General features: G+C 68.4%; 15 protein-coding genes and 1 pseudogene. 7 read left to right on the forward strand and 9 right to left on the reverse strand.

Going from position 1 to position 20,422, the window contains the following annotated elements; genetic code table 11:
• Positions 1 to 136: pseudogene (locus GPA27_RS24490) on the reverse strand (branched-chain amino acid ABC transporter permease); the annotation flags it as partial.
• A gap of 477 nt (positions 137 to 613) precedes the next feature.
• Between GPA27_RS24490 and GPA27_RS24495 the strand changes: the two are divergent.
• Together GPA27_RS24495 and GPA27_RS24500 are read left to right on the forward strand one after the other, a co-directional pair.
• Entirely contained in the window at positions 614 to 1,510 is an 897-nt protein-coding gene (locus GPA27_RS24495; RefSeq protein WP_169143052.1) for a TetR/AcrR family transcriptional regulator, read from the forward strand.
• Between the two features lie 85 nt (positions 1,511 to 1,595).
• Positions 1,596 to 2,243: a phosphoribosyltransferase gene (locus GPA27_RS24500; protein WP_169143053.1), complete on the forward strand. Its 648-nt coding sequence runs from the start codon at positions 1,596 to 1,598 to the stop codon at positions 2,241 to 2,243.
• Between the two features lie 13 nt (positions 2,244 to 2,256).
• On the opposite strand, the gene GPA27_RS24505 is transcribed toward GPA27_RS24500, so the two are convergent.
• On the reverse strand, positions 2,257 to 4,941 hold the full coding sequence (locus GPA27_RS24505) for a cation-translocating P-type ATPase (RefSeq protein ID WP_169143054.1): 2,685 nt from the start codon (positions 4,939 to 4,941) through the stop codon (positions 2,257 to 2,259).
• A gap of 269 nt (positions 4,942 to 5,210) precedes the next feature.
• Here GPA27_RS24505 and GPA27_RS24510 point away from each other — a divergent pair, with 269 nt between their 5' ends.
• Both GPA27_RS24510 and GPA27_RS24515 read left to right on the forward strand, forming a co-directional pair.
• Positions 5,211 to 7,367, forward strand: coding sequence for an HDOD domain-containing protein (locus GPA27_RS24510; RefSeq protein ID WP_169143055.1), 2,157 nt, complete (start codon positions 5,211 to 5,213; stop codon positions 7,365 to 7,367).
• A 47-nt stretch (positions 7,368 to 7,414) separates the two neighbouring features.
• Complete coding sequence (locus GPA27_RS24515; RefSeq protein WP_169143056.1) at positions 7,415 to 9,598, forward strand: putative bifunctional diguanylate cyclase/phosphodiesterase; 2,184 nt, start codon at positions 7,415 to 7,417, stop codon at positions 9,596 to 9,598.
• On the opposite strand, the gene GPA27_RS24520 is transcribed toward GPA27_RS24515, so the two are convergent.
• From GPA27_RS24520 to sufB, 7 genes are all read right to left on the reverse strand, one after another.
• Entirely contained in the window at positions 9,599 to 9,922 is a 324-nt protein-coding gene (locus GPA27_RS24520) for a non-heme iron oxygenase ferredoxin subunit (protein ID WP_169143057.1), read from the reverse strand.
• The gene (locus GPA27_RS24525) at positions 9,922 to 10,296 is read right to left on the reverse strand and encodes an SUF system Fe-S cluster assembly protein (protein ID WP_050416387.1); all 375 of its coding nucleotides are present in this window, start codon (positions 10,294 to 10,296) and stop codon (positions 9,922 to 9,924) included. The genes GPA27_RS24520 and GPA27_RS24525 overlap by 1 nt, the downstream gene beginning before the upstream one ends.
• A 28-nt stretch (positions 10,297 to 10,324) precedes the next feature.
• Complete coding sequence (gene sufU / locus GPA27_RS24530) at positions 10,325 to 10,825, reverse strand: Fe-S cluster assembly sulfur transfer protein SufU (RefSeq protein WP_169143058.1); 501 nt, start codon at positions 10,823 to 10,825, stop codon at positions 10,325 to 10,327.
• Positions 10,818 to 12,095, reverse strand: a complete 1,278-nt coding sequence (locus GPA27_RS24535) for a cysteine desulfurase (protein ID WP_246261450.1) — start codon at positions 12,093 to 12,095, stop codon at positions 10,818 to 10,820. The genes sufU and GPA27_RS24535 overlap by 8 nt, the downstream gene beginning before the upstream one ends.
• Positions 12,096 to 12,116: 21 nt before the next feature.
• Entirely contained in the window at positions 12,117 to 13,448 is a 1,332-nt protein-coding gene (sufD, locus tag GPA27_RS24540) for a Fe-S cluster assembly protein SufD (RefSeq protein WP_169143059.1), read from the reverse strand.
• Entirely contained in the window at positions 13,445 to 14,227 is a 783-nt protein-coding gene (sufC, locus tag GPA27_RS24545) for a Fe-S cluster assembly ATPase SufC (RefSeq protein ID WP_169143060.1), read from the reverse strand. The genes sufD and sufC overlap by 4 nt, the downstream gene beginning before the upstream one ends.
• Before the next feature lie 220 nt (positions 14,228 to 14,447).
• Complete coding sequence (gene sufB / locus GPA27_RS24550) at positions 14,448 to 15,896, reverse strand: Fe-S cluster assembly protein SufB (RefSeq protein WP_169143061.1); 1,449 nt, start codon at positions 15,894 to 15,896, stop codon at positions 14,448 to 14,450.
• Between the two features lie 209 nt (positions 15,897 to 16,105).
• Between sufB and GPA27_RS24555 the strand changes: the two genes are divergently transcribed.
• The 3 genes from GPA27_RS24555 to GPA27_RS24565 form a co-directional block, all read left to right on the forward strand.
• Positions 16,106 to 18,553: a Lon protease family protein gene (locus GPA27_RS24555; protein WP_169143062.1), complete on the forward strand. Its 2,448-nt coding sequence runs from the start codon at positions 16,106 to 16,108 to the stop codon at positions 18,551 to 18,553.
• Between the two features lie 25 nt (positions 18,554 to 18,578).
• Positions 18,579 to 19,184 carry an isochorismatase family protein gene (locus GPA27_RS24560; RefSeq protein WP_169143063.1) on the forward strand — a complete coding sequence of 202 codons (606 nt, stop codon included), beginning with the start codon at positions 18,579 to 18,581 and terminating at the stop codon, positions 19,182 to 19,184.
• The coding region (locus GPA27_RS24565; protein ID WP_169143064.1) for a nicotinate phosphoribosyltransferase at positions 19,181 to 20,422 on the forward strand (1,242 nt) is incomplete at its 3' end. The genes GPA27_RS24560 and GPA27_RS24565, both read left to right, overlap by 4 nt.

Below are 20,422 nucleotides of genomic sequence, written 5' to 3' on the forward strand. Positions count from 1 at the left end.
CGACGAACTCCCCCTGCGGAATGAAGATCACCCGCGTCACGGCAAACACCAGCACCAGCGCGAGCGCGAGCAGCGCGTAGATCGCACCGTTGGTGATGCCGTCCTGTGCGAGCAACAGCGCTATCTGAATATCCATCGACGAACCCCGGCCGTCCGCGCCTTTGGCGCGGAAACACTAGAGATGAAAGGAAGGAAGCCGCGCGTGCGCGGCGGCTGACTGGGCGTCAGGGACGCCGCGCCAGAACTCCGGGCAAGGGAATCGCCGGGGGGACGGAACGGGAGGGCGGGGGCTCGCCGGCACGAGGCGCGGCTGCAACAGGTGCGGTGGTCATTGCGTCTTGTCTCCGTTCTTTGCCGCCCCGAAGCGGGTACGGCGGGTGGCAGCCTGGATGGCCGCTCTCGAGTCTTGCTCCCGCAGGCGCATGGCCTGACGGTGCCCGATTAAGCTACAGACACAAAACAGACTTGTCAAACACTTGGTCAAGTAGTCTAATCATCAGCAAGGGATACGCCGAACAGCAGCCGGCACTCCCACCAACCCCGCACCGGACATGCAGCCCGGCGCCCTGCACGCTATGATTTCGACCGACAACCGCATCCAGCCACCTTCCTGATGACATCCGCCTTGGCCGCCGCTCACGACGATTCGCATCTTTCCTCCACCGAGGAGGAGATCCTGCGACTGTCGCGCGAGGAACCCGAACTCGGGCAGGCCGCCGTGGCGGAGCGTCTGCGCCGCGCCGGCCTGACGATTTCCCCTTCCGGCGTGCGCTACATCTGGCAGAAGCACGGTCTCGAGACCACCGCCAAGCGCCTGCAGGCGCTGGTGGATGCCACCCCGGAAGGCCTCGCCGCGCTCACCGACAACCAGCGCGAGCTCCTCGAACGCGGCACCCTCAGCGCCCAGCTCGCGACGTCCGCGGGCGACGGTACGGGCGACAAGGACGAACCGCTCGACCGCCGCCAGATCATCCTCAACGCCGCTGCCGAACTCTTTTCCGAGCAGGGTTACGATCGCAGCTCGATTCGAGACATTGCGCGCAAGGTCGGCCTGCTGCCCGGCTCGGTCTACCATCACTTCGCCTCCAAGGACGAGCTCTACCTCGCCGTCCACCGCGAAGGCTTCCAGCGCGTGATGAGCACGATCACGACCGAGATCGAAGCGCTTTCCGACCCTTGGGAGCGCCTGCGCCGCGCCTGCGAGGTGCACGTCGCCCAGATGATCGAAGGCCCGGCGGTCGAGCGCATCACGGGGCACAACCTCGCGCTCATCGGCAACCAGGAGCTGCTCGCCAAGATCCAGCCCGCGCGCGAAGCCTACGAGCAGCTGTTCCGCGAACTCGTCAACGCCCTGCCCGTGGCCGCCGGCACCGACCGCTCGCTGCTGCGCCTCTTCCTGCTCGGCGGCATGAACTGGGTATACCTGTGGTACCGCGAAGGCCGCCGCACCCCGCAGCAGATCGCCGACGCGATGGTCGAGATGGTGCGGCGCGGCGTCGCGCCTTCCTGAAGCGGGGCCCGCCGGGGCCAGTACCCCGTTTCCTTGCCTTTCCGCCGCAATCCGCCATAACTGAAATGAATGTTCGGAGACGGCCATGTTCAAGGACAGGGAAGACGCCGCGCGTCAACTCGCGGCGAAGCTCAAGGGGCGCCCGCTGAAGGATCCGCTGGTGCTGGCGATTCCGCGCGGCGGCGTCGTCACCGGGGCCGAGCTTGCGCGCGAGCTCGGCGCGGAGCTCGACGTCGTGCTCGCCCGCAAGCTGCGCGCCCGCCACGACCCGGAGCTCGCGGTCGGCGCGATCGGCGAGGATGGCGAGGAATACCTGGCGGACTACGCGCGCTCGGTGATCGGCGTCGATGACGAATATCTCGAACGCGAACGCGCCCACCAGATCGCCGAGATCGACCGCCGCAAGGAGCGTTTCCGCGCCGTGCGCCCCGCCGCCGAGATCACCGGACGCTCGGTCATCGTCACCGACGACGGGGTGGCGACCGGTGCGACGATGCTCGCGGCGTTGCACGTGATCCGCGCGAAGCGGCCGTACGAGCTGATCGTCGCCGTCCCGGTCGCGCCGCCCGACACGCTGGACACCCTCGCCCGCCACTGCGACCACATCGAATGCGTGCTGAAGCCGACCTGGCTGGGCGGCATCAGCGGCTTCTACGGCGACTTCACGCAGGTCGAGGACGACGAGGCGCTGGGCCTGCTGCGCGACTACCGTCGCCCGGCGCCCGCTCCGTAGGCACGCGCTGCGACTACCGACCCGCCCGGCGCCGCAGCCACGCCTTGCGCCCCTCCTCCAGCAGCACCATCGCGAGCGCCAGCGGCAGCATCCGCAGCCAGGTTTCGGCGTCCAGCGGCGCGGTGCCGAAGATGGCGTTGCCGACGGGCAGGTACACGATCGCCGCGATCAGCGCCAGCTCGAATCCCAGCCCCCACAGCAGCAGCGGATTGGCCGCCAGCCGCGGAGGCCAGGCCGGCAGGCGCGCATCGCGGCACAGGAACAGGTTCGCGACCTGCATCACGACGATCGTCGCCAGGCAGGTCGTGGTCGCCTCCAGGTACAGCGGATCCAGCCTGCCGAGCGCCTCGCCGCGCACCCAGCCCCCCGCCGCGAGCACGCCGAAGAACATGGCGAGCGACGCAGCCGACTCCAGCACGCCGAGGAAGAGGTAGGCCCGCGCGATCAGCGCCCCGTCCACCAGACGTGCGCTGCGCGGACGCGGCGGCCGCTTCATCAGTCCCGGCGACGGCGGCTCGGCACCGAGCGCGAGCGCCGGGAGCATGTCGGTGCCGAGGTCGACGGCGAGGATCTGGATCACCGTCAGCGGCAGCGGCACGCGCAGCAACGCGAATACCAGGCACGGCACCAGCTCGGGAATGTTGGACGTGAGGATGTAGGTCAGGAACTTGCGCAGGTTCTCGAACACCGCGCGCCCTTCCTCGATGGCGCTGACGATGGTCGCGAAGTGGTCGTCCAGCAGCACCATGTCGGCCGCCTCCTTCGCCACGTCGGTGCCGCTGCGTCCCATCGCGATGCCGATGTCCGCCGCCCGCAGCGCCGGCGCGTCGTTCACGCCGTCGCCCGTCACCGCGACCACCTCGCCTCGCTGCTGCAAGGTCTGGACGACGCGCAGCTTGTGCTCGGCCGTGACGCGCGCGCAGATCACCTGCGGGCTCTCGAGCGCCAGCGCGAGCTGCGCCGCGTTCATGCGTGCGACGTCCTCGCCGCGCAGCACCCGCGGCGCATCGCCGGTCAGGCCGATCTCGCGCCCGATCGCGACGGCCGTCGCCGGGTAGTCCCCCGTCACCATGATCACGCGGATGCCCGCCTCGCGGCAGCGCGCCACCGCCTCGCGCACGTCTGCGCGCGGCGGATCCTCGATGCCGGCCAGGCCTTCGAGGATCAGCTCGCGCTCGGCCCCGTCATCGGCCACGGTCTCGCCGGCATCGAGCTGCCGTCGCGCGAACGCGATCACCCGCAGGCCCCGGCGCGCCATCGCATCGAGCGCGCCGCGGATGGCGTCCTCGTCCACCGCCACCATCCCGCCGTCGGGTGCGCGCTGCAGCACGCAACGCGGCACGACGACCTCCGGCGCCCCCTTGCACAGCAGCCATACCGCACCGCCATCCGCGGCCGCCACCGACATGCGGTTGCGCCCCGTCTCGAACGGCAGCTCGGCGACCCGCGTGCCCGACTCGCGCACGCCCCAGGCCGCCGCACACTCGACCAGCGCGACCTCCATCGGATCGCCCGCATAGCCGCCTTCGGCATCCGGATCGAGCCGCAGGCCGTGACACCTCGCGGCGACGGCGAGCAGGCCCGCCAGCGCCGGCGTCGCGCCCGCCTCATTGGCCTCCACCGCCCGCTCGGGGCGCGGCATCCACGCCCTTCCCCCCGTCATCAGGCTGACGACACGCATGCGGTTCTCGGTCAGCGTGCCGGTCTTGTCGGTGCAGATCACCGTCGTCGCGCCGAGCGCCTCGACCGCCGGCAGGTGGCGCACCAGCGCATTGCGCCGTGCCATGCGCTGCGTCGCCATCGCGAGCGACAGGGTCACGGTCGGCAGCAGACCCTCGGGCACGTTCGCGACGATGATTGCGATCGCGAACAGCGCGCTGTCCCAGAAAGGCACGCCGATCGCGCGACCGACGACGAAGAAGACCACACCCAGCGCCGTGGCCGCCAGCGCGACCAACCGCGACAGGCGGGCGATCTCCAGCGCCAGCGGCGACGGCCGCTCCTCGATGTGCTGGCTCAGGTGCGCGATGCGACCGAACTCGGTGTGCATGCCGGTCGCGAACACCACCGCCCGCGCATGCCCGGCCACCACCGAAGTCCCCGCGAGCACCAGGTTGCGGGCATCCGCCGTCCCGGCGGCCTCCACCGGCTCGGCCACCCGCCCCACCGGCCGCGATTCGCCCGTCACCGTCGCGGCATTGACGCGCAGGCCGCGGGCCTCGATCACGCGGCAATCGGCCGGCACGTTGTCGCCTGCCTCCAGCACGATCACGTCGCCCGGCACGAGATTCTGCGCCAGCACCACATCCGGCTTTCCGTCGCGGAACGCCAGCGCACGCTGCGGCAGCAGCGCCGCCAGCGCCTCGACCGCCCGCTCCGCCCGGAACTCCTGCCAGAACGAGAAGCAGCCATTCACGAAGATCACGCCGACGATCGCCGCCGCCAACGCGCCCATGCCCTGACCCGGATCGAAGCGGTCGGCAATCAGCGCGAGCACCGCGGCGATCCACAGAACGATCGCGAAGAAGTGGGTGAATTCGCGCGCGAAACGCAGCGCAAGCAGTTGGCGCGGACGGGCCGCGACGCAGTTGCGGCCGAAGGTCGCGAGACGGCGCTCGGCCTCGGCGGCCCGCAGGCCCTCGCCGCCCGTTTCAAGCCCTGCCAGCACCTCCTCGACCTGTCCGCGCCAGATGTCCATCCCAAGTCCCCGGTCCGCGACCTGTTCTCAGCATGGATGGCAATGGCCGTTGCGCAATGGCCGCGAGGTCCGAACGTGCGTGAAAATTGCACACTTCAACCAAACAAGCCCCTGCCCGATTCCGGGCAAGCCTGCGCAGACGCCGGATCTTCGGTTACTATCATTTACAGGTTATTGTCGACAAACCATAACAGTTTGCCCCTAGCGAAGTGCGCAGGCTGCAGTACCCATCACGGACAGTGCGATTCGGCAATCGAATAATCCGACCAATGCGCGATCTACAGCTTCCGCAAACCGTCACGGTTGCAATCGAAGGCGCGAACGTCCCGCCGCTGCCGCAGGTGCTGCTGCGCCTGATTCAGCAACTGGACGACGAATCCTCGACGATCGAATCCCTCGCCGCGATCGTGAGCAAGGATCCCGCGCTCAGCGCGCGCATCCTGACCGCCGCCAATTCGGCCGCGTTCTACCGCAGCACCCCTGCAAGCGACATCAAGGCCTGCGTCTCGCTGCTCGGAACCCGCATGGTGCGCTCCATGGCCACCTGCCTCGCGGTCAAGCGGCTGTTCGACGCCGATGCCCGCACCGTGTCCGTCGACCTCACCGACTTCTGGCGCCATTCGCTGCTCGTCGCCGAGACAAGCCGGGCGATGGCGTCCGCGACCGGCTATCCCAACCCCGGCGAGGCCTTTCTCGCAGGACTCCTGCACGATGTCGGCCAGCTCGTGCTCATGTCTGCGCTGGGGGAACAATATGCGTGGCTGCTCTCGCAGACCGGCGATGAAGACAAGCTGATCGAGCTCGAACGCACCAGCCTGTCCACCGACCACTGCGAGGTCGGCACCTGGCTTGCCGACCAGTGGCGCCTCGACAGCGGACTCGCCGATGCCCTGCTGTTCCACCACGCGAGCGCGGATGAAATCGCCACCGCGTCGAACCTGCCGCGCCTGGTGTGGTTCGCCGACGCGCTTGCGCGCGGCGTGCAAGGCCTTGCACCCTTCGAGGAACTCGCCGCGACACTCTTCGGCACCGATTCGGGGTTCGACGCCGGACGCATCCTGACCCGCGCCCTCGACCATGTCCAAGTCATTGCCACCGCCATGGGGGTCGCGGCACGGCCGGAGGCCGACGACATCTCCCCGCAGCGCACGCTCCCCAACGTCACGGTCCTGACCGCCACCAAGGCGCCGCACGAAGCGGACCGCGCGTTGGCCGAGCGCATCTGCGACATGGCGGTCATGCACCCGCTGCAGCAGGATCTGTTCGAACTCGCGAGCGAGACCGAACTGCTGAATGCCCTGCGCGAATCCGCGCGCATCCTGTTCGAACTGCCGCACATGGGCTTCCTGCTGATCGACCGCGAATCGGGCGAGCTGACCGGCGGCGAGATCGCCGGTCAGGCCGCCATCTTCCGCCAGACGCGCGTCCCGCGCGGCACCGATGCCGGGCTCGCGACGCAAGCGATCGCCGAACGCGAGGTCCGCAGCAGCTTCGACGACGTCCGGCCGCCGCGCGAATCCCTGCTCGACCGCCAGCTCGCGCGCGCATTCGACAGCGAAGGCATCCTCGCGGTGCCGATGGTCGGCAAGCGCCGCACCGTCGGCGTGATGCTGTTCGCACTCGGCCGGGTGGACCACGGGCGGCTCAAGCGCCGCACGCCCTGGCTGCTGAACTTCGGCCGCATCGGCGGCGTGAGCGTCGAGGCGTGGCAAGACGCAACCGCCAGTCGCAAGCAGGCCGAGGACGAAGCGGCCGCAGCCTTCCGCCGCCAGGCACGACGCATCGTGCATGAAGTGGGCAACCCACTCGGGATCATCAAGAGCTACCTGCGCATCCTCGACCAGAGGCTGCCGGAAAACAGCGACGTACGGCACGAGATCGACGTCTTGCGCGACGAGATCGACCGCGTCGCCGGCATCGTGCGACGCATGAACGAGGTGCCGACGCCAGCCGGCGCCGCGACGTCCGTGGCCGTCACCGCGTTGGTGCGCGAACTGCTCGCCCTGTATGGCGCGCCACTCTTCGGCGACAAGGGCATCGCCGTCACCAGCCGGCTCGGCGACGACGCCGACCGCGCGGCCTGCGACCCTGACAGCCTGAAACAGATTCTCGTTAACCTGTGGAAGAACGCCGCCGAGGCGACGCCCCGAGGTGGGCGCTTCGAAATCTCGGTGCTCGATGGTGTCGTGCAGAATGGGCGCCGACACGTCGAGATCCGTATGGAAGACAGTGGTGCCGGGATGCCCGACGAGGCGATCCGCAACCTGTCCTTCCCGGATCAGGCGCACAGCAGTGCCGATCGCGGCCACGGCCTGTCCATCGTGGGCAGCATCGCCGCCAGGATCGGCTGCCGAATTACATGCCGCAGCAAGGCGGGCGTGGGCACGACGCTCTCGCTCCTGCTGCCGTGCGTCCAGGTTTCATGATGTTTGCGAGTCCGCACGATGTGTGACGCTCGCCCCGGAGAACTCCAATGGAGATTGGCAAGAGCCTGTTCGTGGCAGGCAAGGCCGGACCCGCCGCGCAGACCGTAGCGCGGGTGCTGATCGTCGACGACGAACCGCGCATACGTGAGGCCTACGGCGCCCTGCTCGCCGCGGAAGGGCGCGAGATCCTTACCTGCGCCAACGGCGCCGACGCGATGGCGCGCCTGGGCAACACCGAGGTCGACGTCATGGTGCTCGACCTGCACCTGCCCGACATGCACGGCACCGAGATCATGGCGTGGTTGGGCGAGGCCGGCATCGACACCGCCGTGGTGGTGTTCAGCGGCGACGACGCCATCGACTCCGCGATCCTGGCGCTGCGGCGCGGCGCCTGCGAGTTCATCCGCAAGCACGCGGACCCGGAAGAGCTGATCCGCACGGTCGACAAGGCCATCAGCCGACGCCGCCTCGAACGCGAGAACGCGCGCATGACCACGCGCCTCGAGGAGTCCGAGCGCCTGCACCGCTTCCTCGTCGAATACTCACCCGACATCATCTACACGCTCGACCCGGGAGGCCGCTTCGTCTTCCTCAACCGCCGCATCGAATCCCTGCTCGGCTACAACCGCGGCGAACTCATCGGCAAGCATTACTCGCTGATCGTGCACCCCATGGACCTGGAGCAGGCGCGCAGCGCCTTCGCCGAACGCCGGGTCGGCCTGCGCGCAACGACCAACCAGGAAATCCGGCTGCGCTGCCGCAACCTCGACGTGCGCAGCTTCGAAAACCGCACCATCGTCGCGATGCTGAGCTCGCAGGGCATCTACCAGCAGGAAGTCGACGACGGCGATGCGAAGCGCTTCGTCGGCACCGCCGGCGTGCTGCGCGACATCACCGAGCGCAAGCACGCCGAGGAGACGATCAGCTACCAGACCTACCACGACCTCCTCACCGGCCTGCCCAACCGCGTGCTGTTCCGCGACCGCCTCAACCTCGCGATCAGCCAGGCACGCCGCCGCGGCGAAGTGGTCGGGCTGATGTACATCGACCTCGACCGCTTCAAGCTCGTCAACGACACCCACGGCCAACTCGAGGGCGACGAACTGCTCAAGAGCTTCGCCCGTCGCGTGCGCGAATGCCTGCGCGCCGGCGACACGATGTCGCGCCAGAGCGGCGACGAATTCACGATCCTGCTGCCGGACATCGCCGACGCGGAGGCCGTGCGCACGATCGCGGAAAAGATCACGACGGCGCTGAAGACGCCATTCATCGTGGGCGGTCGCGACTTCCGCTGCACGGCGAGCATCGGCATCGCCGTATTCCCCGACGACGCCGAAACGCCGGACCACCTGCTGCGCGACGCAGACATCGCGATGTGCCAGGTCAAGGTCCAGGGCAAGAACGGTTTCCTGCGCTATACGGAGGAGATGAGCCGCAACCACAGCGAGCGCGTGGATCTCGACAACGAGCTGCGCATCGCGATCGAAAGCGGCCAGCTCACGCTGCACTACCAGCCGCAGGTCGACATCCGCCGCGGCCGCGTCACCGGCGTCGAGGCCCTGGTGCGCTGGGAACATCCCGAACGCGGCATGCTCGGGCCCAACACCTTCATCCCGCTCGCCGAGGAAGGCGGCCTGATCTTCGCGATCAGCGACTGGGTCCTCAACGAGGCCTGCCGCCAGCAAGCGATCTGGATCAAGCGCGGTATCGTCGACCTGAAGGTCGCCGTGAACATCTCGCCGCTCGAGTTCACCCGCGCCGACATCGTCGAGCGCATCCTGCAACCGATCCGCGCCCACCAGCTGCCGCCCGAAAGCATCGAGATCGAGATCACCGAAAACATGCTGATGGATGACGCCGAAACCGTCATCGCGAAGGTGCAGGAGTTGCGCACGCACGGCCTGCGCATCTCGATCGACGACTTCGGCACGCGCTTCTCGTCGCTGAATTACCTGCGCCGCTTCCCCGTCAATACCATCAAGATCGACCAATCCTTCGTCCGCGACCTTGAAACCTCCGGCTGCCAGTCGCCCGTGATCAGCGCGATCGTCGGCATCGCCCGCGGTTTTGGCCTCAACGTCTTGGCTGAAGGCGTTGAGACGGAAAATCAGATCGACGCACTGCGACTGCACGGCTGCGACGTGATGCAGGGCTTCCGATTCAGCCGGCCGGTACCGGCCGACGAAGTGATGCACTACATCGCAACGCAGCAGGCGCTGGAAACCACCTGATCAGTACGCGGACGCCGCGGCGACCTGCACGACGCCGCCCTCCACGCGCACCGCAAACGTCGCGACGGGCTCGCACGCCGGCGGCGTCAGCGCCGCACCGGTGACCAGGGAGAAGCGCGCGCCATGGCGCGGGCAGATCACCTCGTCGCCCTCGACGGCCCCCCACGACAAGGCCTCTTCCTCGTGGCTGCAGCGGTCCTCGATCGCGTAGAAGCGCCCGCCCACATTGAACACCGCCACCTCGCGGCCGTCGACCACCACCACGACGCGGACCGTTCCGTCGCCGAATTCGTCGACCTTCGCGACATCCACCCAATCCACCATCACAGCAACCCCAGTTCGAGGCGCGCGGCCTCGCTCATCTGCGCCGCGGACCAAGGCGGATCCCACACCAGCTCGACGCTCGCCTCGCTCACGCCCGAGACCTCCTCGACCGCACACTGCACGGTACCGGGAAACGTCTCCGCGACCGGACAGCCGGGGGCCGTGAGGGTCATGCGCACGGCGACCTTGCCGGACTCCTCGTCGACGTCGAGCCCGTAGATCAGCCCCAGGTCGTAGATGTTGACCGGGATCTCCGGGTCATAAACGGTGCGCAGCGCCGCGATGACGTCTGCCCGCAGTCCGCTCGCCGGCGGCGCCGGCCCTTCCTCGGCCTTCAGCTTCTCGGCGCGGTGCAGCCAATCGAAGATGCTCATGTCGCCTCTCTTCCCTTTCCTCACCCGCTTATCCATCTCGCGCCCGTCCCGTGCCGCCGGGCGCCGTTCCGCCCTGTTCGTCCTGCTCGGTGGTCACCGGCGCGGACTGGTCGCGCAGCGCCGCGAGCAGCGTGTGCCACGCGAGCGTCGCGCACTTCACGCGCGTGGGGAATTCGGCGACGCCGGCCAGCACTTCCAGTTTGCCCAGCGGCGGCTCGTCCGCGGCGCCGTGTCCGGTGACCAGCGCATGGAAACCGTCGAACAAGGCCCGCGCCTCGGCCTCGGTCCGGCCCTTCAACGCCTCGCTCATCAGTGACGCCGACGCGGTCGAGATCGCGCAGCCGGTGCCTTCGAAGCGCACATCCTCGATCACGCCGTCGCGCGTCTTCACGAACAACGTGATGCGGTCGCCGCACAGCGGGTTGAAGCCCTCGGCGGTGTGATTCGCATCCGCGAGCGCGCCGAAATTGCGCGGCCGCCGGCCGTGGTCGATGATGAGCTCCTGGTACAGATCGCGCAGGTCAGGCATCGCCGAACACCTCCCGCACCTTCGCCAGCGCGGCAAACAGCGCCGCGACGTCTTCGTGCGTGTTGTACAGCGCGAAGGACGCGCGCACGGTCGCCGCGACGCCGAAACGCTCCATCAGCGGCATCGCGCAGTGGTGCCCGGTGCGCACGGCCACCCCTTCGTGGTCGAGGATGGAGCCGACGTCGTGCGCGTGCACGTCCGCGAGCACGAAGGACAGGATCGCGGCCTTCTCTCGCGCCGTGCCGATGAGGCGCAAGCCGGGAAATGCCCGGGCGCGCTCGGTCGCATCGCGCAGCAGCGCGGCTTCATGCGCCGCGATCGCGTCGAAGCCGACATCGCACACGTAACGCATCGCCTCGCCCAGCGCGATCGCACCGGCGATATTCGGAGTGCCGGCCTCGAACTTGTACGGCAGGTCGTTGTAAGTCGTGCGCTCGAAGCTCACCTGCCGGATCATGTCGCCGCCGCCCTGCCACGGCGGCATCGCCTCCAGCAGCGCGCGGCGTCCGTACAGCACGCCGGTGCCGGTGGGCCCGTACAGCTTGTGCCCCGAGAAGGCGTAGAAGTCGCAATCGAGCGCCTGCACGTCGATCGCCAGATGCGGCACCGCCTGCGCGCCGTCGAGCAACACCGGCACACCGCGTGCATGCGCCCGCGCAGTCAGCTCGCGCACCGGGTTGATCGTGCCCAGCGCGTTCGACACGTGCGTCAGCCCGACGATGCGCGTGCGCGGCGACAATAAGGCCGCGAAGGCCGCCACGTCCAGCTCGCCGTCGTCGTCGACCGGCACCACCTTCAGCACCGCCCCGCTGCGCTCGCACGCGAGCTGCCACGGCACGATGTTGGAGTGGTGCTCCATACCGGTGATCAGGATCTCGTCGCCGGTGCGGAAACGCGCGCCGAAGCTGTTGGCGACAAGATTGATCGCTTCGGTGGTGCCGCGCACGAACACAACCTCCTCGCGCTGCGCGGCATTGATGAACGCCTGCGCCGTGTCGCGAGCGGCTTCATAGGCGTCGGTCGCCTCCTGGCTCAGGCGATGCACGCCGCGATGCACGTTGGCATTGAGGTGCGCGTAGTAATGCGCCTCGGCGTCGATCACGCACTGCGGCTTCTGGCTCGTCGCGCCGTTGTCGAGGTACACCAGCGGACGGTCATCTACCGTGCGTGCAAGGATGGGGAAGTCCGCACGCCGACGCAGGATGTCGCTCGCAGCGCCCGTAACCGCCGCCCTGCCCAGCGCCGCACGTTCCTTCGGGTCGTCGCGCATCGTCGGTCTCCTCACACCGCCTCATACCGTCTCGGGCAGCGCACCCGGCAGCAATGATTCGAGCCGCACCCGCAACGGGCCGTGCTCGATGCCCGCGAGCGCATCTGCCGCGAAGGCCCGGATCAGCAGCGCCCGCGCATCGCCTTCCGCGATTCCGCGCGCGCGCAGGTAGTGCAGCTGGTCCGCGTCGAGCTGCCCGACGGTGGCCCCGTGCGCGCATTTCACGTCGTCGGCCCAGATCTCGAGCTGCGGCTTGGTGTCGACTTCGGCGTCCTCGGAGAGCAGCAGGTTGCGGTTCGACTGCAGCGCGTCGCTGCGTTGCGCATCCGGCCGCACGATCACGCGGCCGTTGAACACCGCCCGCGCCGCCTCGTCGAGCACGCCCTTGTAGAGTTCGCGGCTCGTGCCGCGCGGCGAGGCGTGATCGATGCAGGTGTGGTGATCGATGTGCTGGCGCCCGCTCCCGACGTACAGGCCCGCGAGTTTCGCGTCGCAGCCCTCGGCACCGAGGCGGGTCGCGATCGCGGCGCGCGAAAGCTGCCCGCCGAAGGCAAGCGCGTGCGACAGGAAGGCGCTGTCCCGCCCCTGCTCGGCGGCAACATCCGCGATGTGAAATGCCTTTCTGCCCTCCTGCTGCAGTTTCGTGTGCGCAATGCGCGCGCCGCGGCCGAGGACGATGCGCGTCACCGTGTCGCTCAGATAGCTCGCGCCATCCGGCCCGACATGATGCTCGATCACCGTTGCACTCGCGCCCTCGCCGGCGCGGATCAGGTTGCGCGGAAAGCACGCGCTGTCGCTGCGCGTCGTGACGAAGAGCAGATGCACCGGCGCTTCGAGCGCAACGCCCGCCGCAAGGTCGATCCACGCTCCGTCGCTCCAGAACGCGGCGTTCAGGGCCGTGAAACCGTCCGCCGCATCGTCGGCGGATGCAAACACCGATTCCACGTCATCCACCCGCGCCTCGACCGCCTGCGCCAGACTGCAGATCCTCGCGCCCTGAGGTAGCGTTGTCGGCAGCGGAGCCGGCTGCGACAGCCCCGGCATGAAATGCCCGTCGACGAACACCATCCGATGCGTGCCCTCGATTACGTGAAGAAGCACGACCGCGCGCACCTCGTCCGACACGTCGCTCGCAGCATCCACACGAAACACCCGCCGCGCGATGGCCGCGACGCTGGTGTATTTCCAGTCCTCGTCACGCGTCGTCGGCAGGCCCAGCGCAGCAAACCGTTCGAGCGCCTCGTCGCGACTGCGCCGCAGCCACGGAAGGGTCGCCCCCGGAAGCTGAACCGCCAGCGACGGATACGCCGAAACGAATCCCGGCACGCAGGGTTCTTCCGGACCGATTCTCATCCCGGCCCCCCCGCCGACGCGGCGTGCCGCTTCTGCGCTTCCGCCTCCACCCAGCCATAGCCGCGCCGCTCCAAGTCCTGCGCAAGGTCCGGCCCGCCCGACAACGCGATCCGCCCTAACGCGAGCACATGCACGCGGTCGGGCCGGATGTAATCGAGCAGGCGCTGGTAGTGCGTCACGAGGATCATCGCCCGCTCCGGGCTGCGCATCGCATTGACGCCGTTCGCCACGACCTTCAGCGCATCGATGTCGAGGCCCGAATCGGTCTCGTCGAGGATCGCCAGCCGCGGCTCCAGCACGGCCATCTGCAGGATCTCGTTGCGCTTCTTCTCGCCGCCCGAGAACCCCTCGTTCACCGCCCGATACAGCAGCGCCTCGTCCATGTCCATGAGCTTGAGCTTCCCCTTCACGAGCGCGAGGAAATCCACCGCGTCGAGTTCGGACTCGCCGCGATGGCGGCGCATCGCGTTCAGCGCCGCCTTCAGCAGGTAGACGTTCGCGACGCCGGGAATCTCGACTGGATACTGGAACGCGAGGAAGATGCCTTCGCGCGCCCGCTCTTCCGGCGCCAACGCGAGGAGGTCGCGCCCCATGTAGCGGATCTCGCCCTGCGTCACGACATAGCCTTCGCGCCCCGCCAGTACGTACGCGAGCGTGCTCTTGCCCGAGCCGTTCGGCCCCATGATCGCGTGCACCTCGCCCGCCCGCACTTCCAGATCCAGACCGCGCAGGATGGGCTTGTCGTCCACGGTCACATGCAGATTGCGGATCTCAAGCATAAGAACCCCCTCTCGCAGCCTCGCCTACCGTACGTGGCGCTGAACTCGGCACGATGAACCTCCCTCCCCTTCAAGGGGAGGGCCGGGGTGGGGATGGGTGGACTCCATGACGTTTGCAAGAAACCCATCCCCATCCTGTCCTTCCCCTTGAAGGGGAAGGAACCTGCTAATCATCTCCGGATGCATACTCACAATAGGCTCCACCAAGGGCGCGTCACAACTAACCGATGCTCCCCTCCAGGCTCACACCGAGCAGCTTCTGCGCCTCCACCGCGAACTCCATCGGCAGCTGCCTGAACACCTCCTTGCAGAAGCCGGACACGATCAGCGACACCGCATCCTCGGCGGAAATGCCGCGGCTCTGGCAATAGAACAGCTGGTCCTCGCCGATGCGCGAGGTGGACGCCTCGTGCTCGACGCGCGCCGTCGGATTCTTCACCTCTATGTAGGGGAAGGTATGCGCCGCGCAGCGATCGCCCAGCAGCAGCGAGTCGCACTGCGTGTAATTGCGCGCGCCGGCTGCGCTCTTCGCGACCTTGACCAGCCCGCGATAGGCGTTGCTGCCGTGTCCCGCCGAGATGCCCTTCGACAGGATCGTGCTCCTCGTGTTGCGCCCCAGATGGATCATCTTCGTGCCGGTGTCGGCCTGCTGCCAGTGGTTCGTCAGCGCCACCGAATGGAACTCGCCGACCGAGTTGTCGCCGCGCAGGATCACGCTCGGATACTTCCACGTGATCGCCGAGCCGGTCTCCACCTGGGTCCACGAGATCTTCGAGTTCGCCTCGCGGCAGTCGCCGCGCTTGGTCACGAAGTTGTAGATGCCGCCCTTGCCGTCCTTGTCGCCCGGATACCAGTTCTGCACCGTCGAATACTTGATCTGCGCCCCTTCGCGCGCGATGAGCTCGACGACCGCCGCGTGCAGCTGGTTCTCGTCGCGCATCGGCGCAGTGCAGCCTTCGAGGTAGCTCACGTATGCACCGCGGTCGGCGATGATCAGCGTGCGTTCGAACTGACCGGTGTTGCGCGCGTTGATGCGGAAGTAGGTCGACAGCTCCATCGGGCAGCGCACCCCCGGCGGGATGTAGCAGAACGATCCGTCGGAGAACACCGCCGAATTGAGCGTCGCAAAGAAGTTGTCGGTATAGGGCACGACCGAGCCGAGATATTCCTGCACCAGGTCGGGATGGTTGCGCACGGCCTCGGAGAATGAGCAGAAGATGATGCCCAGTTCGCCCAGCTTCTCCTTGAAGGTGGTCGCCACCGACACGCTGTCGAACACCGCATCCACCGCGACGCCGGCGAGGAGCTCGCGCTCCTGCAGCGGCACGCCGAGCTTCTCGTAGGTGCGCAGCAGTTCGGGATCGACCTCGGCGAGGCTCTGCGGCCCGTCCGCCTTGCCGCGCGGCGCCGAGTAATAGACGATGTCCTGATAGTCGATCGGCGGATGATGTACCGTCGCCCAGTGCGGCTCGGTCATCGTGAGCCAGTGGCGGAACGCCTTCAGCCGCCACTCGAGCATGAAGGCCGGCTCCTGCTTCTTCGCCGAGATCACGCGGATCACGTCCTCGGACAAGCCACGCGGCACGTCATCGACGTCCAGCGGCGTGTAGAAGCCGTGACGGTATTCCTGGCTGATCAGCTCGTCGAGTTGCACGGAGCGCTTGCCCATCCTGCGATCCTCCACGTTCGGAGCGCATGTCCGTTCCGCCTTTTTACGACCCGGCGACCGGCGTTTCGTTCCTCGCCGCGCGCCACCGCCGGCATGACACGCGCACCCATGCGAACAAATGTCTCGCAAAGAACCGCCGCATCCAGTCTAATCACACGAGACGCACCGGGAATCCGGAACGAATATCTGGATGCAGGAGAACCACAGCGATGCCCGCCATCCCTCCGCTAGAGCCGCAGCAGCTGTGCACACGCTGCGACCCCGAGCTCCTCGACTTCAAGACCACCGAAACCCTGCCCGAACCCGACGAGATCTTCGGCCAGGGACGCGCCGTCGAGGCCGTACGTCTTGCCCTGGAGATCGACGCCCCCGGCTACAACCTCTTCGTCCTCGGCGAGCCGGGCGGCGGTCGCCACGCCGCCGTGCGGCGCCTGCTGGAAACCCACGCCGCCACCCGGCCCTCGCCCGGCGACTGGATCTACATCAACAACTTCGCCGAACCGAACTATCCCCACGCGCTGCAGCTGCCGCCCGGACGCGGCGCCCAGTTCCGCGACGACATGCAGCAATTCGTCTCCGAGCTCGGCCAGGCGATCGCCGCCGGCTTCGACAGCGACGAGTATCGCGCACGCATCGAATCGATCCAGGACGAGTTCAAGCAACGCGAGGAAAGCGCCCTGCGCGCGCTGGGCGACGAGGCGAGCGACAAGGGCATCGCCTTCCTGCGCACCCCCCAGGGTTTCGCCTTCGTGCCGATGAAGGGCGAAGAGAGCCTCGACCCCGAGGCCTTCAACGCCCTGCCCGAGGACGAGCGCGAGCGCATCGGCAAGCTCATCGAAGGCCTGCGCGAGAAGCTGCACAAGCTGCTGCAGCAGTTCCCGCGCCAGCGCCGCGAGATGCAGGGGCGCATGCGCGACGCCAGCCGCGAGACGCTGGAGCTCGCGGTCGGCCACCTCATCGAGGAGCTGAAGGAGCGCCACGCCGACCTGCCCACGCTCCAGACCTTCCTCGACAAGGTCCTGCGCGACGTCGTCGAAGTGGGCCAGGAGCTGCGCGAACAGGCGAGCAAGAGCGATTCGTCCGGCCCGAGCGAGGGTGGCATCTCGGCGCAGCGTTACCAGGTCAACCTGCTGGTCGACCAGGACGGACGCCAGACTGCGCCCATCGTGTTCGAGGACCACCCGACCTTCCCCAACCTCGTCGGCCGCGTCGACCAGATCGCCCACATGGGCACGCTCGTCACCAATTTCACGCTGATCCGCGCCGGCGCCCTGCATCGCGCCAACGGCGGCTACCTGATCCTCGACGCCGAGAAGGTGCTGACCCAGGCCTATGCCTGGGAAGGCCTCAAGCGCTCGCTGAAATCCGGACAGGTGCGCATCGAGTCGCTCGCGCAGGTATTCGGCTGGGTCGGACCGCTGCCGCTCGACCCGGATCCGATCCCACTCTCCGTGAAGGTCGTGCTGGTCGGCCTGCGCCGCCACTACTACCTGCTGAAGGCCCTCGATCCCGAATTCGACGAGCTCTTCAAGATCGGCGCCGACTTCGAGGACGTCGTCGAGCGCAATCCCGACAACACGCGCCACTACCTGCGCAAGGCCGCGGCACTCGCCCGCCAGCAGGGCCTGCTGCCGCTCGACCGCGACGCGGCCGGCCGCCTCGTCGAGCACGCGTCGCGCCTCGCCGACGACGCCGGCAAGCTGTCGACGCGCACGCGCGACCTCGCCGACCTGCTGCGCGAAGCCGACCACGTCGCACGCGCCGCGACCCACCCCGCCATGCAACGCCGCGACATCGATGCCGCGCTGGCCGCCCGCATCGAGCGCGCCGACCGCCTGCGCGACGCCGTGCACGACGCCGTGCTGCGCGACACGCTGCTGATCTCGACCACCGGCGCGGAGGTGGGCCAGATCAACGGCCTCGCGGTCATCGACCTCGGCGACTTCATGTTCGGCCGCCCCACGCGCATCACCGCCACCGCCCGCCTCGGCGACGGCGACGTCGTCGACATCGAGCGCAAGGCCGAGCTCGGCCGATCCCTCCACACCAAGGGCGTGATGATCCTGTCGGCCTGTCTCGCGTCACGCTACGCGCAGAACCGGCCCCTGTCGCTGTCGGCGAGCCTCGTGTTCGAACAGTCCTACGGTCCGGTCGAAGGCGACAGCGCCTCGCTCGCCGAACTGTGCGCACTGCTGTCCGCCTTGTCGGGCGTGCCGATCCGCCAATCGCTCGCGATCACCGGCTCGGTCAACCAGCACGGCAAGGTGCAGGCGATCGGCGGCGTGAACGAAAAGATCGAGGGCTTCTTCGACATCTGCAAGGCGCGCGGCCTCACCGGCGACCAAGGCGTCCTGATCCCCTCCTCCAACGTCAAGCACCTGATGCTGCGCGACGACGTCGTGCAGGCGGCCACCGAAGGGCGCTTCCACATCTATCCCGTGAGCACCGTCGACGAAGCGATCACGCTCCTCACCGGCGTCGCGGCCGGTGAAGCCGATGCAAAGGGCGCCTATCCCGACGGCAGCGTTAACCAGCGCATCGAGGCCCGCATCAACGAACTCATCGCCCTGCGCAGGGAATTCGGCCTCGGCAAGCGCAACGCGAAGGGCGATGGCAAGAGCGCGCGGACGCAGGATCCGGACGGGAGTCTAAAGTAGAGACTTGGAACACCGGAGGTGCACGATGCAAAACCCCGCGGCACCGATCACCCTGCAGCCCGGCGATACGCTGATCATCGTCGACGTGCAGAACGACTTCCTCCCGGGGGGCAGCCTCGCCGTGCCGCGAGGCGATGAAGTCGTCGCGCCGCTGAACGCACTGATCGAGCGCTGCACGACGCGTCACCTGCCCGTCGTCGCCACGCGCGACTGGCACCCGCCGGAGCACTGCTCCTTCCGCGAGCGCGGCGGTCCGTGGCCGCCGCACTGCATCGCCGGCACGCCCGGCGCGGCGTTCGCGCCGACCCTCGCCCTGCCCGCATCCGCCACAATCGTCTCCAAGGCCGTCACCACCGCGCTCGACGCCTACTCGGGCTTCGGCGGCACCGACCTGCACGACCGCCTGCAGGCTGCGGGCGTGCGCCGCCTGCTGGTCGGCGGCCTCGCGACCGACTACTGCGTCCTGAACACCGTGCGCGACGGCCTCGCCCACGGCTACGACGTGGTCCTGCTCACCGACGCGATCCGCGCCGTCGACGTCACGCCCGGCGACGGCCAGCGCGCCATCGACGAGATGACACGCCTCGGCGCACGTGCGATCGCGTCCGCCGCCATCGGGGATCCCGCATGACCCCGTCCGCCCCCGCGCTGCTCACCGACCTCTACCAGCTCACCATGCTGCAGGCCTATTTCGACGGCGGCATGACAAAGACGGCATCGTTCGAGTTCTTCGTGCGGCGCCTGCCCGAACACCGCAACTTCCTGGTCGCGGCCGGCCTCGAGCAGGTCCTCGACTACCTCGAGACCCTGCGCTTCAGCGACGAGGAACTCGCATGGCTCGCCGGTTGCGGGCGCTTCCACCGCAACTTCATCGACTGGCTCGCGCCGCTGCGCTTCACCGGCGACGTCGACGCGATGCCCGAAGGCACGGTGTTCTTCGCCGACGAACCGATCCTGCGCGTCACCGCCCCGCTGCCGCAGGCCCAACTCGTCGAGACCCGCATCATCAACCTGCTGCAGTTCCAGACCATGGTCGCCTCCAAGGCCGCGCGCTGCACGCTGGCCGCGCACGGCCGCCTGCTCGTCGATTTCGGCCTGCGCCGCGCGCACGGCGCCGAGGCGGGCCTGCTCTCGGCACGCGCAAGCCATCTCGCCGGATTCGACGGCACCGCGACGGTCGCGGCCGGCATGCAATGGGGCATCCCCCTGTACGGCACGATGGCCCACTCCTTCATCCAGGCCCACGACGACGAAGCCACCGCCTTCGAACACTTCGCCCGCTCGCAGCCCGCGGCGAACACGATGCTGATCGACACTTACGACACCGAGTCCGCCGCGCGCAAGCTCGCGGATCTCGCCGCGCGCCTCGCGCCCGACGGCATCGCGATCCAGGCCGTGCGCATCGACAGCGGCGACCTTGCCGAACACGCGCGCCGCGTGCGCGCGATCCTCGACGGCGAAGGCCTGCCCAAGGTGCGCATCTTCGTCAGCGGCAATCTCGACGAATACGCCGTGCGCGATCTCGTCGCCTCGGGTGCGCCGATCGACGGCTTCGGTGTCGGCACGCGCATGAACACTTCGGCGGACCAGCCGTGGCTGGATTGCGCTTACAAGCTGCAGGAATACGACGGCCAGCCGCGCCGCAAACGCTCGGAAGGCAAGGCGACGTGGCCCGGCCGCAAGCAGGTATACCGGCACCGCGACGCCGACGGCGCCCTCGCCGGCGACCTGCTCACGACCGTGGACGACCCCGCGGACGGAGAACCCCTGCTCGTCCCCATGCTGCGCGCCGGCAAACGCCTCGCCCCATCACCCCCGCTCACCGCGGTGCGCGCGCGCACTGCCGCGAACCTCGCGGCGCTGCCGCCC

Source organism: Aromatoleum toluolicum (assembly GCF_012911005.2).
Lineage (GTDB): Bacteria > Pseudomonadota > Gammaproteobacteria > Burkholderiales > Rhodocyclaceae > Aromatoleum > Aromatoleum toluolicum.